This is a genomic window from Streptomyces sp. NPDC086519 (genome assembly GCF_040686075.1).
GTDB classification, from domain to species: domain Bacteria; phylum Actinomycetota; class Actinomycetes; order Streptomycetales; family Streptomycetaceae; genus Streptomyces; species Streptomyces shenzhenensis.
Genome location: NZ_JBFBJL010000004.1, coordinates 196,014 through 212,782 on the forward strand (window position 1 = coordinate 196,014; position 16,769 = coordinate 212,782).

13 protein-coding genes are annotated in these 16,769 nt (G+C 73.3%); 7 read left to right on the forward strand and 6 right to left on the reverse strand.

Features of this window, described 5'->3' with window-relative positions:
• Nucleotides 1-155 precede the first annotated feature (155 nt).
• Together AB0P24_RS06600 and AB0P24_RS06605 are read left to right on the forward strand one after the other, a co-directional pair.
• The gene (locus AB0P24_RS06600) at nt 156-2,600 is read left to right on the forward strand and encodes a SpoIIE family protein phosphatase (RefSeq protein ID WP_365791100.1); all 2,445 of its coding nucleotides are present in this window, start codon (nt 156-158) and stop codon (nt 2,598-2,600) included.
• A gap of 162 nt (nt 2,601-2,762) precedes the next feature.
• On the forward strand, nt 2,763-3,488 hold the full coding sequence (locus tag AB0P24_RS06605) for a class I SAM-dependent methyltransferase (RefSeq protein ID WP_365791101.1): 726 nt from the start codon (nt 2,763-2,765) through the stop codon (nt 3,486-3,488).
• A gap of 169 nt (nt 3,489-3,657) precedes the next feature.
• Here the strand turns inward: AB0P24_RS06605 and AB0P24_RS06610 are convergent, their stop codons facing one another.
• Both AB0P24_RS06610 and AB0P24_RS06615 read right to left on the reverse strand, forming a co-directional pair.
• The gene (locus tag AB0P24_RS06610; protein WP_365791102.1) at nt 3,658-4,788 is read right to left on the reverse strand and encodes a CapA family protein; all 1,131 of its coding nucleotides are present in this window, start codon (nt 4,786-4,788) and stop codon (nt 3,658-3,660) included.
• 261 nt (nt 4,789-5,049) lie between these two features.
• Entirely contained in the window at nt 5,050-5,925 is an 876-nt protein-coding gene (locus AB0P24_RS06615) for a universal stress protein (protein ID WP_365791103.1), read from the reverse strand.
• Between the two features lie 450 nt (nt 5,926-6,375).
• Here AB0P24_RS06615 and AB0P24_RS06620 point away from each other — a divergent pair, with 450 nt between their 5' ends.
• Nucleotides 6,376-7,722 carry a nicotinate phosphoribosyltransferase gene (locus tag AB0P24_RS06620; protein WP_365791104.1) on the forward strand — a complete coding sequence of 449 codons (1,347 nt, stop codon included), beginning with the start codon at nt 6,376-6,378 and terminating at the stop codon, nt 7,720-7,722.
• A gap of 97 nt (nt 7,723-7,819) precedes the next feature.
• On the opposite strand, the gene ftsH is transcribed toward AB0P24_RS06620, so the two are convergent.
• The 4 genes from ftsH to AB0P24_RS06640 form a co-directional block, all read right to left on the reverse strand.
• Complete coding sequence (gene ftsH, locus AB0P24_RS06625) at nt 7,820-9,817, reverse strand: ATP-dependent zinc metalloprotease FtsH (protein WP_365791144.1); 1,998 nt, start codon at nt 9,815-9,817, stop codon at nt 7,820-7,822.
• A gap of 217 nt (nt 9,818-10,034) precedes the next feature.
• The gene (locus AB0P24_RS06630; protein ID WP_365791105.1) at nt 10,035-11,369 is read right to left on the reverse strand and encodes a phosphoribosyltransferase family protein; all 1,335 of its coding nucleotides are present in this window, start codon (nt 11,367-11,369) and stop codon (nt 10,035-10,037) included.
• A gap of 285 nt (nt 11,370-11,654) precedes the next feature.
• Nucleotides 11,655-11,951 carry a hypothetical protein gene (locus AB0P24_RS06635; protein WP_365791106.1) on the reverse strand — a complete coding sequence of 99 codons (297 nt, stop codon included), beginning with the start codon at nt 11,949-11,951 and terminating at the stop codon, nt 11,655-11,657.
• Nucleotides 11,952-12,292: 341 nt separating this feature from the next.
• Nucleotides 12,293-12,640: a hypothetical protein gene (locus tag AB0P24_RS06640; protein WP_365791107.1), complete on the reverse strand. Its 348-nt coding sequence runs from the start codon at nt 12,638-12,640 to the stop codon at nt 12,293-12,295.
• A gap of 200 nt (nt 12,641-12,840) precedes the next feature.
• Between AB0P24_RS06640 and AB0P24_RS06645 the strand changes: the two genes are divergently transcribed.
• The 4 genes from AB0P24_RS06645 (at nt 12,841) to AB0P24_RS06660 (ending at nt 16,743) form a co-directional block, all read left to right on the forward strand.
• On the forward strand, nt 12,841-13,074 hold the full coding sequence (locus tag AB0P24_RS06645) for a hypothetical protein (RefSeq protein ID WP_365791108.1): 234 nt from the start codon (nt 12,841-12,843) through the stop codon (nt 13,072-13,074).
• Nucleotides 13,075-13,355: 281 nt separating this feature from the next.
• Nucleotides 13,356-14,225, forward strand: coding sequence for a universal stress protein (locus AB0P24_RS06650; protein ID WP_365791109.1), 870 nt, complete (start codon nt 13,356-13,358; stop codon nt 14,223-14,225).
• A 103-nt stretch (nt 14,226-14,328) separates the two neighbouring features.
• Entirely contained in the window at nt 14,329-15,825 is a 1,497-nt protein-coding gene (locus tag AB0P24_RS06655; protein ID WP_365791145.1) for an AAA family ATPase, read from the forward strand.
• A 243-nt stretch (nt 15,826-16,068) separates the two neighbouring features.
• Nucleotides 16,069-16,743 carry a CBS domain-containing protein gene (locus AB0P24_RS06660; protein WP_365791110.1) on the forward strand — a complete coding sequence of 225 codons (675 nt, stop codon included), beginning with the start codon at nt 16,069-16,071 and terminating at the stop codon, nt 16,741-16,743.
• Nucleotides 16,744-16,769 lie beyond the last annotated feature (26 nt).

The following is a 16,769-nucleotide window of genomic DNA, read 5'->3' on the forward strand; positions in this document are numbered from 1 at the left end:
CGGGTGCGCACCGCACCGGGGCGCGGACCTGCGCGCCGGCGCGCCCCGGTGAAACCAATTCCAGGATTGCCACCCATCGCAACCGAACGCCACCGTACGGTAGTGACGGGCGGCACAGATCTTTTGCGGAGCCGTGGGGAGAGAGGGCCTGGGCCATGGACCATGGCAGCGAGCGGGACACACATCCCGGCCTCGGTGCTGGGGACGGCACGGCGGGCCGCATTCCCCTGGCCGTGGTCGTCGTCGACCGCGAGGGCCGGGTCTCGCACTGGAGCACCGGCGCCCGGCGGCTGTTCGGCGCCGCCAAGGAGGACGCGATCGGCCGCTCCGTCCTCGACCTGCTGCCCGTCTCCGGCGCGCTCTCCGACGACGAGATCACCCCGTACGGCGCCTACGCGGCGTACGACGGACTCGGCCCCGACCTGGAGGCCTCCCTCGACGGACGGCTGAACTTCCCCGCCGCCGGCCGCGCCCGGCTCACCGTGCCCGACCGCGACCGCGTCGACGTGCTCTGGTGGGCCTATCCGCTGGTCGGACCGGGGAACGAGCGGCTGCTGGTGCTCGCCGCCGACGCCGAGCGGCTGCGCCGGGCCGAGCGGGACGAGGGCGTCGTCTTCGAGCGCATCGCGCCCGGCTTCGCCCTGCACACCGACTTCCCCGGCGCCGAGGAACTCGCCCGCCGGCTGCCCGAGATCCTGCCCAGCATGAGCGTCGACGAGAGCGCCCGGATCGTCGCCCAGGTCCTCGAACTCGGCTACCCCATACTGGAGTTCAGCCAGAACGACCGGGTGCCCGTCACCCCCGACTGGGGCGTCGCCCGGCGCGCGGAGCGGCTGGCCCGCCGCGAGCGCGCCGCCCGGGTGGCCGCCCAGGGCCTGCCGGTACCCGCCGAACTCGCCGACGACGAGGGCGAGGACCTGGAGTACGCGGCCGTCCGCGAACGCCTGGAATTCCTCAACGAGGTCAGCGGGAAGATCGGCACCTCGCTCGACCTGTCCCGCACCATCATCGAGGTCAGCAGAGCCGTCGTACCCCGCTTCACCGATGTCGCCGGTACCTACCTGCGGGAACAGGTCGTCGCCGGCGAGGGGTTCCCGGACGGTGTCCCGGACACCACCACCATGTGGCACCGCGTCGCCGTCGAGCACACCGACGAACCCGGCCGCTGGGACGACGTCGTCCCGGTCGGCGAGGCCATGCCGTTCCCGGCGCACACCCCGTTCTTCCAGTGCATGACCACCGGCGAACCGGTCCTGGTGCCGCGGATCAGCGAGGAGATGGGCCACGCCATCGCCTCCCAGTTCGAGAAGCGGGACATCCGGCCGCTGATCACCGGCCGCTCGATGCTGGTCGTCCCGCTCAAGGCCCGCACGGTCGTGCTCGGCTTCATGGTCCTGCTGCGCCACCCCGAGCGCGAGATGTTCAACGACATGGACCGGGTCACCGGCGCCGAACTCGCCGCCCGTGCCGGGCTCGTGCTCGACAACGCGCGCATGTACACCTTCCAGGAGAGCGTCGCCGAGACCCTCCAGGACAGCATGCTGCCGCACATCCCGCCGCGCATGGCGGGCTGCGACATCGCCACCCGGTACCTGCCGGGCACCCTGCTCGGCCGCGTCGGCGGCGACTGGTTCGACTCGGTGAAACTCCCCGGCGCCCGCACCGCCCTGGTGGTCGGCGACGTGATGGGCCACGGTCTCAACTCGGCGGCGATGATGGGCCAGTTGCGGACCGCCGTCCAGACGATGGCGGCCATGGACCTGCCGCCCGCCCAACTCCTGCGCAACCTCGACGACCTGGCGCAACGCCTCGGCGACAGCTATCTCGCCACCTGCCTCTACGCCGTCTACGACCCGATCGAGAGCGAACTGCATCTTGCCAACGCCGGGCACATTCCCCCGGTGCTGGTGCGGGCGGTCGACGGACGCAGTGAACTCCTCGACCTGCCCACCGGGGCGCCCATCGGCGTCGGCGGAGTCGCCTTCCAGTCGCTGCGGGTACGTGTCGACCCCGGCGACCGGCTGGTCATGTGCACCGACGGACTGGTCGAGATGCGCGGCGAGGACATCGGCGTCGGCCTCGCCACCCTCTGCGAGTCCGCCGCCCACCCGGCCGCGTCCATGGACGACGCCTGCGACACCATCATCCGCGCCCTCAACACCCGCGGCGGCCGCAAGGACGACGTCGCCCTGCTGATGGCCCGCCTCAACGGCATCGAGCCGGAGGACGTCGCCGAACGGCGGCTCGCCCCGGACCCGGCCGAGGTCCGCCGCGCCCGTGCCGTGGTCCGCGAGCAACTCCACGACTGGGGCCTGGCCCGGCTCGCCGACTCCGCCGAACTGATGGTCAGCGAACTCGTCACCAACGCCGTACGGCACTCCCACGGCCGCGCGGTCCAGCTCCGGCTGATCCGCGGCGAGACCCTGCTCTGCGAGGTCGATGACGACGACCACACCCTGCCGACCCTGCTCAGCGCCGAACCCGGCGACGAGGCGGGACGCGGACTGCGGGTGGTCTCCACGCTCGCCCGGGAGTGGGGTACCAGCCGTACGGCCGCAGGGAAGACCGTCTGGTTCGAACTCACCGCCCGGCGCCGCTGACCCAGGGGCCGGTTCAGGGCGCTGGTCCAGGGGGCGCACGTCCGTCGAACGCGGGGCGAAGGAACGCGCCGGGCGCTTGTGGCCGAAAGGGACGCAGGGTAAACCGTACGGGCCCGTCACCAACGGCGGGTCATATGCGGCTGCGTCCTGGGGAGTCGGGCCATGAGCGTGACGAGTCGATACCGCGGTGCCTGGGAGGGCTTCTGGCGTGAGGCGCCCGACGAGCCGGGGGCGGTGTTCTGGGACGCCGACCCGGCGGTGACCGCCGCCGTGCACGTCCCCCTCTTCGAACCGCATCTTGCGGACCCCGGCCTGCCCCTGGTCGACCTCGGCTGCGGCAACGGCACCCAGACCCGCTACCTCGCCGAACGCTTCCCGCGGGTCCTCGGCACCGACATAGCCGAGGCCGCCCTCGACCACGCCCGGCACGCCGACCCCGCCGGACAGGCCGGCTACCGGCTCCTCGACGCGGCCGAGAAGAGCGAGGCCGAGGCGCTGCACGCGGAGCTCGGTGACGCCAACGTCTACATGCGGGGCGTTCTGCACCAGTGCGAACCCGGCGACCGGCAGCCGGTGATCGACGCGATCGCCACGCTCGTCGGCAGCCGCGGCCGCGCCTTCCTCGTCGAGCTCTCCGAGGCCGCCCGTCCCGTCCTCGGCGCCCTCGCCCAGAGCCCGTCGGGACCGCCGCCCAAGCTCGCCCCGGTCTTCCGGCACGGCATCGCCCCCGGCGAGGTCGCCGACGCGGCGGTCCCGGAGTACCTGCGCAATGCCGGTCTCACCGTCCTCGCGACCGGCGAACTCCCGCTGACGACCACGGAAGCCACCCCGGACGGCGAACGGATCGTCCTGCCCTCGAAGTGGGTGCTGGCGGGACGCGACAGCTGAGGGACGGGACCCGGCGGGCGTGCGCCGGCTCACCGGCCGGTGGCCGGCCCGCCGGGCGCACCGCGGCCCGTTCGCCCTCCGGCGCGGAGCGGGACGCGGCGGTTCGCCGGCCGACGGAAGCACGACGCTCCGCGACGCCGGCCTGCCCCCTGGGGTCTCGATATCGGCGTCATGCGTGCTGCCCGGCGCGCAGGGACCGCAGCGTGAGTGTTCCGTCGGACGAGCCGTCGACGCGGGTGCCGAACTCACGGCTGTGTCTGTCGAGGGTGGCGCGCAGCCACGCGGCGTCCTCGGGTGAGACGTGCTCCAGCCGCATCCTGCGCGCCTGTAGGGGCACCATGCGCACGTCGACCAGTCGGCCGCTGTCGGCCTCCACCGACACCAGGTACAGCACTCTGAGGTCGTCCCGGTAGCTGTCGTGTCCGGTGATGCCCTCGTAGTCGTCGACGAGGTCGCCACAGCCGTAGAGGACGAGCCTGTCTCCGTACACCTCGAGCGGGCGCGGGTGATGCGAGGAATGTCCGTGCACGATGTCCACGCCCGAGTCGACGAGCGCATGGGCGAAGCGGATCTCGGCGCGGGAGACGTGATAGCCCCAGTTGGGGCCCCAGTGGACCGAGGCGACCGCGATGTCCCCCGGCCGCCGGACCTGTCGCAGACGCTCGGCGAACGCGGACGCGGCGGCCACCGACGGCTCCATGACGACGTCGACGCCGCCCCGCTGCCCCGTGGCGGCCCAGCCCACCGGAATACCGCTGGACGGCAACCCGAACGAAAAGACCAGCACGCGCCCGTCCGTGGCCAGGGGCACGATCGCCGGCCGCCTCGCCCGCATCTCGTTCCGCCCGGCCCCCGCGCACCGCAGTCCCGCCTCTCCCAGGGCGTCGAGCGTCTCGTGGAGGCCATGCGGGCCGAAGTCCAGCACGTGGTTGTTGGCCAGGGCGCAGACGTCCGGGCGGGCCGCGGCCAGGCACGGCAGGTTGGCCGGGTTCATCCGGTAGTGGACGCCCTTGCCGGGTGCGAAGTCCCCGTCACCGGTGACAGCGGTCTCCAGATTGACCACCCGGACATCGGGGGCGACGGCGTCCAGGACCGCCAGTGCCTCGCCCCACGGCCAGCGGAAGCCGACCGGCCGGGGAATCGGCCCGTTCGCCGCCTCGGCCATGTCCACGTAGGCCCGGGCGTCGCGGACGTACGTCTCCCGCAGCGCGGGATGACCGGGATGGGGGAGAATCTGGTCCACCCCCCGGCCGAGCATCACGTCCCCGCCGAGGAACAGGGTGACCACGCCTTCGCGCACCCTTCCACGCTAAGGCCGTCGCGGGTGAGGGGCGAACACTCCGCGCGACGGGGTGCCGCACGTGGACGGGGGCCCCGTGGCCGGTGCACCGGTCGCGGGCCGGGGCGGTCGCGGCGTCCGTCGCACCGGCTCCTCGGACAGCCGCACGGCGGTCCGGGCGGGCCGTGCGGGCCGGCGCCGTCGACGACGGAGCGCCGACCGGCAGCCCGCCCCGGGCGGTGCCGTCCTGACAGCGAGGCCCCGCCGCGCGACCGAAGTGCCTCAGCGGTCGTGCGCGACCACGGCGACAGGCGCGAGCACGTGATGCAGGACGGCGTGGGTGACGTGGCCGATGTGCGCACCGAGGGCGCCGGTGCGGATCCGGCGGCCCACGACGGTCAGGGCGGCGTCGCGGGAAGCGTCGACGAGGACCTGCGCCGCACCACCGCAACGGCTTGCCTCGATGACCTTGAGGTCCGGGAACTTCAGCCGCCAGGGACGCAGCGCGTCGGTGAGAGCGGTGGCCTGCTGTCGCGCGAGCGAGGCGTGGAGCTCGACGCCGTGGAAGCGGCGGAACTCGCCGGGCGGCTGGGTCCAGCCGTGGACCACCCTCAGGGCCGCGCCCCGGCGCGCGGCGGCCTCGAAGGCGAACTCCAGGACTGTGTCGTCGTCGGCGCTGATGTCCAGGCCGACGACGACGGGCCTGACGGGCGGGGTGGCGGACGGGTCACCGGCGGCGTCCTCTCCCGCCCTGACGAGCACCAGGGGCCGGGCGGTGCGGACGATGACGTTCAGGCTGACCGAGCCGAGGAGGAACCCGCCGAGGCCGCCGAGGCCGCGTGAGCCCAGCACCAGCAGCTCCGCCGCGTCCGCCGCCTCGGCCAGGGCGGGGACCGGGTTCCCGGTGACCCGATCGGTGAGCACGTCCACGGTGGGGTGGTGCATCCGGAGTTCGGCCACTGCCTCGGCGAGCATCCGTTCCGCCCGGTCGTACTCCGTCTCCGATCCGGACCGCTGTGCCCCCGTCCCGGGCGCCGGCTCGCACACACGGAGGAGCTTCAGAGGCAGGGCTCGCAGCCTCGCCTCACGGGCCGCCCAGTCGGTGGCGGCGCGGCATTCCGGCGAGCCGTCAACGCCTACGGTGATGGTGCGGGTCACGGTGTCCGCCTTCCGGGTTGTACATCAGACGGGTGGTGAGCGGGTTCTCCACCTGGCCTGCGACAGCGTCGCGAGCCTTGCCTCGGCCCCGTGGAGAAGTGCTCCTGCCGGGGTCACGGCGACCTCCGGAGTCCGTCGGGTTTCCTACCGTTCCAGTCTTCCGTTCCGCCGTCGGCCGTCCAGAGCCGAACGGCCCTGCCGTGACGGCGTGACGGCCCTGTCCGGTGCGGGCGCGGGCGCGGGCGGTGACACCCAAGGAGCGGCCGACCGGCAAGCGGCCGGCACATGAGCCCGCGGGATTTCCCCGCCGGCACGCCCAGGCCGACCCGCCGGGCCCACCCCCGGCGGGGGCCGAACAGCCCGGGTCCAGGTCCCTGAAGGTCCCTGTGCCGCCGGCCGTTCGCGGTCAGACTGGAGAGCGGGGGACCACCACGACCGGCGGTGATCACCATGTCCGACGCCACCACCACCGACCTCTACGAAGTGACCATGGCGCTGTCCTATCTCCGGGAGGGCATGCGGGCCCCGGCCACCTTCGGCCTCTTCGTCCGGGACCTGCCCCCCGGCCGGGGATTCCTGGTCGCGGCCGGGCTGGAGCCCGCTCTGGACTTCCTGGCCGGTTTCCGCGTGGAGCGGGCGGACGTCGAGGACTTCGCGGCCGCCCTGAAGCGACCGGTGGAGGACCTGCAGCCGCTGCTCGGTCTGTCCTTCGAGGGCGAGGTGCGGGCGGTGCCCGAGGGGCACGCGGTGTTCGCGGACGAGCCGCTGCTGGAGGTGACCGCGCCGCTGCCGCAGGCACAGCTCGTCGAGACGTACCTCCTGAACCAGGTCTGCCACCAGACGGTGGTGGCGTCCAAAGCGGCCCGCTGCGTGCTGGCCGCCGCCGGGCATCCGTTGGTGGACTTCTCACTGCGCCGCACGCACGGCCCCGGGGCGGGGTTCCAGGCGGCCCGCCTGGGAGCCGTCGCGGGCTTCGCGGGCACCAGCAACGTCGCCGCGGCGACCGCCCTCGGCTTCCCGGCCTCCGGCACCATGGCGCACTCCTACATCGAGGCGTTCCCTGACGAGGAAGAGGCGTTCCGCGCCTTCGCGCGCTGCCACCCCGGCCCGGTCACCCTCCTCGTGGACACCTACGACACCGAGGCGGGCGTGCGGATCGCGGCACGGGTGCTGAAGGACCTACGGCGCGGCCCCGGCTGCGCGATCCGCCTGGACAGCGGTGACCTCGGCGCCCTCGCCCGCGGGGCGCGCGCGGTCCTCGACGCCGCCGGGCTGCCCGAGGTGCGGATCGTGGCCAGCGGCGGTCTCGACGAGTACGGCGTGGCCCGGCTGGTACGCGCCGGTGCCCCGATCGACGTGTACGCCGTGGGCACCCGGGTCGGTGTCGCCGCGGACGCACCGTACCTGGACTGCGCGTACAAGCTCGTCGAGTACGACGGCCGTCCTGTGATGAAGCTGTCCTCGGCGAAGGTCACCGCCCCGGGCCGCAAACAGGTCCACCGCCGCGCCGGGCACCCCGACGTCATCGCCCTCGCGGTCGAAGCGCCACCGGAGTCGACTCGGCCGCTTCTGCACACGGTGATGCGCGGCGGGCGGCGCACCGGGCCGCCGGACCGCTGGCAGGACGCCCGCGAGCGCCTGAGCGCGGACCTCGCGGAGCTGCCGGACTCCGCACTGAGAATCGAGGACCCCGAACCGGTGCGGCCCGTCCGGTCCCGGGCGCTGGAGGAACTCACCGCGCGGGTGCGCGCGCAGATCGAGGACCGGCTCCCCTCGCGAGCCGCCCGCTCCGTCTGACCCCGGCTGCCGGGTCGACCGGTCGAGGCCCCGCGACCATGGCCCCTGACAGCTCGTGGACAGCTCGTGCGAGCCCGCACGCGCACGGGATCGCCGGTCAACGGGGCGGCGTGTGGACTCCCGGCCACGGACGCCCGGGGGGCGATGACGCGTCGACAGCGTGGGCATCGTCCCTTCCGTCGTCCTGTCCGTCGTCCTGGCGGCGTTCCTGGCGCAGGGCGTCGAGGACGACGGAGCCGTCGACGGTCTCGTGGGTGACCAGGTCTTCGGCCAGGCGCTCCAGGGCGGGCCGGTGGTCGCGCAGCAGCGTGATCGCACGCTGTTCGGCCTGGCGCAGCAGGCGGGCGACCTCCTCGTCGACGACGCGCTGGGTCTGCTCCGAGTACGCCGGCCGGCCGGGCTCCTCGGCGGTCTCACCCAGGTAGTGCGGGTGGGTGGAGGCGTAGCCGATCGGGCCGAGTTCGGGGGAGAGGCCGAACTCGCGGACCATGCGGGTGGCGATCTGGGTGGCTCCGGCCAGGTCGTTGGCGGCTCCTGTCGATCCCTCGCCGAAGACCACGAGTTCGGCCGCGCGCCCGCCCAGGCGCACCGCCAGCAGGTCGGTCAGATAGGTCTCGCTGTACAGGTGTCGTTCCGCTTCGGGGAGTTGTTCGGTGACGCCGAGGGTGACACCGGCGGGCAGGATGGTGACCTTCGCCACCGGGTCGGCGTGCTCGCACAGCGCCGCGACCAGGGCGTGCCCCGATTCGTGGACGGCCACCGAGCGGCGTTCCTCGGGCAGCAGCGCGTTGGAGGACTCCCGTCGTCCGAGCAGCACACGGTCGCGGGCGGCGTCCAGGTCGTGCGGTTCGATGCGGGTGCGGTCGCCGCGTACGGCGTTGATGGCGCCCTCGTTGACCAGGTTGGCGAGGTCCGCGCCGGAGAACCCGGGCGTGGCGCGCGCCACGGCATCCAGGTCGACGTCCGGTGCCAGGGTCTTGTCGCGGGCGTGGACGGCGAGGATCGCGGCCCGCTCGGCCTGGTTGGGCAGCGGCACGGTGACCTGGCGGTCGAAGCGCCCGGGGCGCAGCAGGGCGGGGTCGAGGGCGTCGGGCCGGTTGGTGGCGGCGAGGACGACGATGCCGCTGGCCTCGTCGAAGCCGTCCATCTCGGACAGCAGCTGGTTCAGGGTCTGCTCGCGCTCGTCGTTGCCGCCCAGCCGGGCCCCGCCGGCGCGACGCGATCCGAGCGCGTCGATCTCGTCGATGAAGATGATCGACGGAGCGCGTTTGCGGGCGTCGCCGAACAGGTCGCGTACCCGGGAGGCGCCGACCCCGACGAACATCTCCACGAACGCGGAGCCGGTCACCGACAGGAACGGTACGTCCGCCTCGCCGGCGACCGCCCGCGCGAAGAGTGTCTTGCCGGTACCGGGCGGTCCCACCATGATCACGCCACGGGGTCCCTTGGCTCCCGCCGCGGCGTACCGGGCGGGGTTGCGCAGGAAGTCGACGACCTCGCTGATCTCCTGCTTGACCCCGTCGTAGCCGGCGATGTCGCCGAACCTGGTGGTGGGCCGCTCCGCCTCGATGATCTTCGCGCGCGAGCGTCCGATGGCGCTCAGTCCGCCGGTCACCGACCCCGCGGCCCGGCGCCCCATCCACACGAAGAAGCCGATCAGCAGCAGGAACGGCAGGAACGAGAAGAGCACGGACAACCACGCCGAGCCGCCCCCGCCGCTGCTCTGACTGGCCTTGACCTGTACGTGGTGGGAGGTCAGCTGCTGCTGGAGCTGGGCGCCGGTGCCCAGCGCGGTGGGGATCTGGGTGGTGAACTTCGTGCCGTCCTTCAGGCTGCCGCTGACCGCGCCCTTGTCGTTGACGTCGACCGTCTGCACCTGGCTGGCCCCGACCTTGGCCACGAAGTCGCTGTAGGACAGTGACGTGGCATGGGGCCCGGAGCGGGCGCGCGAGAGCAGCAGGACCAAGACGAGCGTCATCAGGATCCACCAGAACATCCACCGTCCGCCGAGCGGCCGCGGTTGCCGGGACGGAGGCTTGGGCGGCTCGTGCGGCGGCCCCGGCTTGGCGGGCGGCGTCAGATGCCGGTGCGGCATCCGCACTCGTGTGATCACCGGTTCCACGCCCTTCGGTCGGCATCGGCCCCGCCCCCCAGCCTCAACCCAGCCGTTCCTGGGCGGCAGGGGTCGAAAGGCCCTGACAGGGGGCCGTCCGGCCGGACGGACAGGGCGAACGCGGCGGGCGAGGTCATCGAGAGCGTCACGGTCACCGGCCACAAGGGAAGACGCCGTTGCGGGGCCCGCGGCCCCGCAGTCAGAATCTGCCCGCCGCGTGAGCGGCCGGGGCCATGTGGTCGGTGAACCAGTCACGGGCCAGGTCGGTGACCTTCTCCAAGGTCCCCGGTTCCTCGAAGAGGTGGGTCGCGCCGGGGACGACCGTGAGCTGGTTCTCGCAGCGCAGCCTGGCCTGTGCCTCGCGGTTGAGACCGAGAACCAGTTGGTCGTGGCCCCCGACGATCAGCAGCGTGGGCGCCGTCACCGCCGGCAGCCGCGGTCCGGCGAGATCGGGCCTGCCGCCGCGGGAGACGACCGCGGCGATCCCTGACCCCGGCTCGGCGGCGGCCCAGAGCGCGGCGGCCGCACCGGTGCTCGCGCCGAAGTATCCGATGGCCGACGCCCGGGCCTCGGGCTGCTCGCGCAGCCAGCCGGTGGCGGCCGTGAGCCGACGGGCGAGCAGGTCCGTGTCGAAGACGTTGGCCCGGTCGGACTCCTCCGCCTCGGTGAGGAGGTCGAACAGCAGCGTGCCCAGCCCGGCCCGGTTCAGGCCGGCCGCGACGAACCGGTTGCGCGGGCTGTGGCGGCTGCTGCCGCTGCCGTGCGCGAACACCACGATCCCCGGTGCGCCCTCGGGGACCGTGAGCTCTCCCCGCAGTACCAGCGGGCCGGCTCGCACAGCGGCCTCCCGGTCCTCGGGCAGGGCATGACCCGGCGGAACCCGGCGGGTGCTCACCGGGCGGGCGAAGGCGTCCTCCAGGCAGGCGACGACCTCGTCGTCGTCGGTCTGGGAGAAGTCGGCGTAGAACTGACCGATGGCGTAGAAGTTCCACGGCGTGTGCGGGCACACCAGTTCGTCGGCGTCCGCGCCCAGCCGTGTGGTCCAGTCATGCGGTGCCACGGGAACCGCGAGCACGACCCGTGCGGCCCCGCGAGCACGGGCGATCCGGCAGGCCGCTCGCGCGGTCGAACCCGTGGCCACCCCGTCGTCGACGACCAGCACCGTGCGGCCGTCGAGCCGCAGGGGTTCCCGCCCGCCCCGGTAGCGTCGGGCGCGGCTCTCCAGCACCTCCCGCTCGCGCGCCTCGACCGCGGCCAGCTCGTCCGGGGTGACCCGGGCGCTGCGCACCACCTCGTCGTTGATCACTCGGACGCCGCCCTCGCCGATGGCGCCCATGCCCAGTTCCGGCTGGACGGGCACGCCGAGCTTGCGTACGAGGCAGACATCCAGCGGTGCGCCGAGGGCCTGGGCGACCTCTGCGGCGACGGGGACCCCTCCGCGGGGGAGCCCCAGCACCACGACGTCGGGACCCTTGATGTGCTTCAGCCGGGCCGCCAGCTGTCGGCCGGCGTCTCGGCGATCAACGAAGTACATGATGCGGCCTCCTTTCCGCGGCGGAACACGGCGGAACACGGCGGAACGCGGGGGAACACGCGGGCACGGCGAGCGACGTGATGTGCGCGTACCTCCATCCTCACCCCGGCCGTCCCGCATTCCCAACCAGTTCCGAACAGACGGTGCACCCACGAGAGCCGAACTGGCCGTGGTGCCCGGGCAGGAGCTGTGGTTGAGCGAGGGCGTGGGCTTACCGCCGCGTTACGCCGTCCCCGGACCCAGCGAGGGGGCGGGCCCACGGGAGCCGGTTCCCCGGCCCGGTGCTCAAGGCCGTACCCACAGTTTGTCGTGGTGTGGAACGGTCGTGCCGCCGCCGGCCCGCACCGCTTCCACCACCGATTGGTGCAGATCTCGGCTGCCCTGCCGAGAGGGACAGGGCACCGGGCTTCCGGTCAGCGTGAACCACCGGGAGGTGCCGCTGTACTGGACCCTGACAACGGCCTGCCTGCCGTCCCACGTGGTGTGCACGGTCAGCTCCCCGGTCACGACGCCCGCCTCGTCGGTACGCACGCCCCCCTGACCTGTGAACACACCTGTCGTCGTCCATGATGTCTGGACCATGACGCCTTCGGCCTTTCTTCGTGGATGCGGAGGTCTCTTGCTTCCGGCAGCCCGCTTCCTGGTACTCCGCGGGCCCACCCGGCTCAGACCGGGGACGGGGCTGCCGCTTCCCACCTGCTCCCTGCGCGTCCGCGCTTTCGGCGCAGAAACCGCGCCCTTTACGGCTGCCCTCATGGTGACCGGCCGGCCCACGGCAGGGCGTGTGCCGTTCGTCCCCTCGGCAGGGGCCGAACGGCCCCGGCGCGCCGAACGGCCCCCGCACCCGTCGAGGCGGTGTGCTAGTTGTGCCCGGCCAGGGAAAGAACCGACGATCTTCGGGACCTCACGAACCGCTCGGGGGCTCAGGCCAAACCCGGATCCCGGTGGAAGAGCCGATGTGCGGGGCGGGTGTGCCGCCGTTCGGGACCGTGGTGCGAGCCGATGCCCTCGTCGTCGCAGCCGACCCACATCGAGGGGTCGTCCGGCGTACGGGGAATGAAGACGATCCGCGGCTGCGCGGGAATCGGAGTCGGCTCCCCGGCCGCAGCGCTCTGCCGCAACAGGTCGAGGTCCTCTCGCAGGTGGTCGGCGTCCGCTCGGGCCCGGCGGACGTCCGGGCCGTTCCCGAGGCGGATCCGGATGCGATCCACCACTGTGACCAACTCGTCGAGAGCATGCCGGGCGTGCACCAAGTCCTCGTGAACCGACATCTGGCCCTTCACCTCCGTATGCGTGACGGAACGTTCCACGGTCCGCCGCGGCGTGTTCGAGCGTCGTCCTTCCATGCTGTCCGGGTCGGCGCCCTCCGCGTAGGGGCCATCAGGCTCCACGGCGAGGGCCGAACAGCCGCAGCCGGAGCGGAACATCATCGGGCGAAGGCGGCAAGGCCGACGGCGTCCCGGACCGCGAAGTGCGCAGCTCGCTCGGCGGGGCGTTGGAACTCGCCCAGCGGGTGGGCGGTACGTCCGGCAGGCTGCTCGCGTCGCCGGCCCGCTCGGCGTTCGTCGGCGGCATGGACCCCGGGCTGACCGTCGGTGCCGCGGTGGCGGCGCCCGGTGCCGCGCTGGCCTTCGCCGCTCTGCCGTCCCGGCCGCCCGCCGACGCTCCGGCATCGGTGGATCCACCGGATCCGGAGGAGAACTGACCGTGCGGGCCCGGCCCCGACACGTCTGCCGAGTACCGGGCGATCACCCGGCCTCCTGTGCACCGTGGGAACTCAAGCGGCCGGCCGCGGTGGACCAGGCGGACCGCCTGATGGGCATCGGCACCCGCGGCGACCTGCCGCGGATCCTGCTGTGCCGGGACGACGCCCTGGAGGCCGGATTCCACGCCTTGAGGCCCTCCGTATGCGGCGAAAAGCGGATCGGGGGATCCTCGAATGGGAGAACGATGTCAGGCACTTCTTACGGGACGGAGGCCGCCGCTGTGCAACCAGTCGTCACCGTGGGCCTCGACGGCTCGCCCGAGAGCATCGCCGCCGCCCGCTGGGCCGCCGACGAGGCCGAGAAACGCAAGCTCACCCTGCGCCTGCTGCACGCATGGCCGCTGCTGGCACCGGAACCGGCCCGCCTTCCCGCGGAGGTCGACCAGAACTACTGGGCGAAGCGTCTCGTCCACACCGCGCAGGCGGAGCTCCAGGCGCGCCATCCGGGGCTGTCCGTGGTCGGAAGCCTGGTCGCCGACGACGCCCAGGACGCCCTCGTGCGAGCGGCGTCGGAGTCGGAGATGACGGTGCTCGGTTCGCGAGGTCTGGAGCCCGTGCAGAGCTATTTCCTGGGTGATGTCAGCATGCCGGTCGTCGCCCGGGCCGAGCGGCCCGTGGTGCTGGTGCGGGCCGGGCCCCGGCAGGAGGGACCGCCCGCGGCCGTGCCGGGCCGGGTGGTCGTGGCCCTGAAACTGCACGGCTCCTCGGACAACCTGCTCGACTTCGCCTTCCACACGGCCGCGGCCAGAGGGGTTCCTCTCCTGGCCGTCCACGGCCGCAGCGTGCCGCTGCACGCACGGCTGCCCTGGGGCGTGGACCACGAGGTCGGGGAGCGGATGACGCGGGACGCGCACGAGCAGCTGGGCAGGGCTCTGCACCCGTGGCGGGAGAAGTACCCCCGGGTGGACGTGGCCGACAGCGTCCGGCTGGAAAGTCCGGCCAGGGCCGTCGTACAGGCTGCCGAGCAGGCCTCGGTGCTGGTCGTGGGCCGGCGCCGGCATCGTCCCGGTCTGGCGCCCCACCTCGGTCCCGTGGCACAGGCCGCCATCCATCACGGGCGCTGCCCTGTCGCTGTCGTTCCCCATGACTGAGCCCGGCCTGCGCGGCACACCGGCGCCGCCGGTGCCACGGTCCGACGCGCCCCCGTCGCGCTCCACCGCCGGACGCGACGGCGGGCCGCCGCCACGCGCCGGGGTGTGCGAGACGCACACCGCGACGCTGTTCTTCGTCGGTGACCGGGTCTACAAGCTCAAGAAGCCGGTCGATCTCGGATTCCTGGACTACACCACGGTCGCGGCGCGCCGAACCGCCTGCGAGCGCGAAGTCGCCCTCAACCGCCGTTTCGCACCCGACGTGTACGTGGGCCTGGGCGAGTTCCGCAGCCCCGACGAGCAATCGCCCGAACCAGTCGTGGTGATGCGCCGCATGCCGGAGGACCGCCGTCTCTCCGGCCTCGTACGGGACGGGGCCGCCGTGGACGACGTCCTTCGGACCGTCGCCCGCCACCTGGCCGCCTGGCACGCGGCCGCACCCCGCGGACCCGACGTGGACGCTCAGGGCACGCGGGACGCGCTGTCCGCGCGGTGGGAAGCCAACTTCGCACAGGTCCGCACACTGACCGCGGACACGGCCGGGGCCGACCGCGGCACGCAGGCCGAGCGGCTGGTGCGCCGCTATCTCGCCGGTCGCAGGCGGCTGTTCGACGCCCGTATCCAGCAGGGCCGAGTGGTCGACGGCCACGGCGACCTGCTCGCCGAGGACATCTTCTGCCTCGACGACGGACCCCGTGTCCTGGACTGCCTGGAGTTCGACGACGGTCTGCGCCGTCTCGACGGCCTGGACGACGCCGCCTGCCTCGCCATGGACCTCGAACGGCTCGGCGCTCCGGAGGCCGCGGCGCACTTCCTCGCCCGGTACTGCGAGTACTCCGGTGACCCCGCGCCCCCTTCGCTGTGGCACCACTACGTCGCCTACCGCGCCTTCGTCCGCGCCAAGGTCTCGGTGATCCAGGCCCGCCAGGGCGCGCCCGGCGCGGACGCGGCCTCGCGCCTGCTTGCCGCCATCGCACTGCGGCATCTGCGCGCCTCCGCCGTCTGCCTCGTCCTCGTCGGCGGACTGCCCGGCAGCGGGAAGTCCACCCTCTCCGGAGCACTGGCCGACCGGCTGGGCGTCACGCTGCTCAGCAGCGACCGGATCCGCAAGGAACTGGCCGGCATTCCCGCCGGGCAGTCCGCGGCCGCCGGCTACGGCGAGGGGCTGTACACGCCCGAGTGGACGGCCAGAACCTACGCCGCCCTGCTCGACCGCGCTGCCGCCCTGATGTCCCTGGGCGAGTCGGTCGTGCTGGACGCCACCTGGTCCGACGCGGGGCAGCGGGAAGCGGCCGTGCGGATGGCCGAACGCGTCAGCGCCGACCTGACGGCGTTGCACTGCCACGTGCCGGTCGATGTGTCGGAGGCCCGCCTGAGCACGCGCGCCCCCGGCGCGTCCGACGCCGGTCCCGGCATCGCCCGCGCCATGGCCGTCAGGGAACCGCCGTGGCCCGCGGCAGTGGCGGTCGACACCAGCGGCGCGCTGGAGTCCGCGGTCGAACAGGCGCTGGCCGCCGTACGCCCGTGGCGGACCGGCCAGGCCCCGGTCTTCCGCCGGCCCCGCACGGAGCCCGGCGACCCGGGAGAAGCGAGGGGGTGAACGCCGTGCGGGCGCTCGCCTCGTGGCCGTATGGGCGCTCGGTGCCGCGCGTCTTCGCCCCGGCACCGTCGCGCGACCGGCGTCAGGGAGCCGGCACGACGCGTCGGCCGCCGGGGTGAGCTCGCATGATCGCTGAACTCTCCGCAGAATGGTCTGTATCCGACCCGCCACGCGGGACCCGGCGCCGCACGGGGGCGAGAGTGCCGCGACCGCCAGGCGGGCGGCTCGTATCCGGGAGGCACCATGCACCACCGAACGGTCGAGGAGCTCATGACCCGGCCCGTCGTCCGGGCACGGCGGGACACCCCGTTCAAGGAACTGGTCAGGCTGCTGGCGGAGAACGACGTCACCGCCGTACCCGTGGTGGACGATCTGGGGCGCCCCATGGGGGTGGTGTCCGAGGCCGACCTGCTGCGCAAGAGCGCCGATCAGACCGACCCGTCGGGCCGGACCGCCGTCCCGCACCTGGAGGCCTGGGAACGGGCGAAGGCCGAGGGGGCCCGGGCCGAGGAGCTGATGTCGGCTCCCGCGGTGTGCGCCCGTCCGGAGTGGAGTGTGGTGGAGGCGGCCCGTCTCATGGAGACCCAGCACGTCAAGCGGCTGCCCGTGGTCGACGAGGCGGACCGGCTGCTGGGCATCGTCAGCCGTCGTGACCTGCTGCGGGTCTTCCTGCGCGGCGACGACCCCATCCGCGAGGAGATCACCAGGGACCTGCTGCACGGCACGCTCGGGCTCGAACCGGCGGACGTGACCGTCGAGGTGCGTGCCGGGCGGGTCGAACTCGGCGGCACCGTGGAGTACCGCAGCCTGATTCCCGTCGTGGAACAGCTGTGCCGGGGCGTGGACGGCGTGGTCTCGGTCACCGGGAACCTGGCCTGGCGGAGGGACGACGCCCGGCCCGCTCCGTCCGGTTCCTGAGTCCGAGTACGAGGTACGCCGACCTC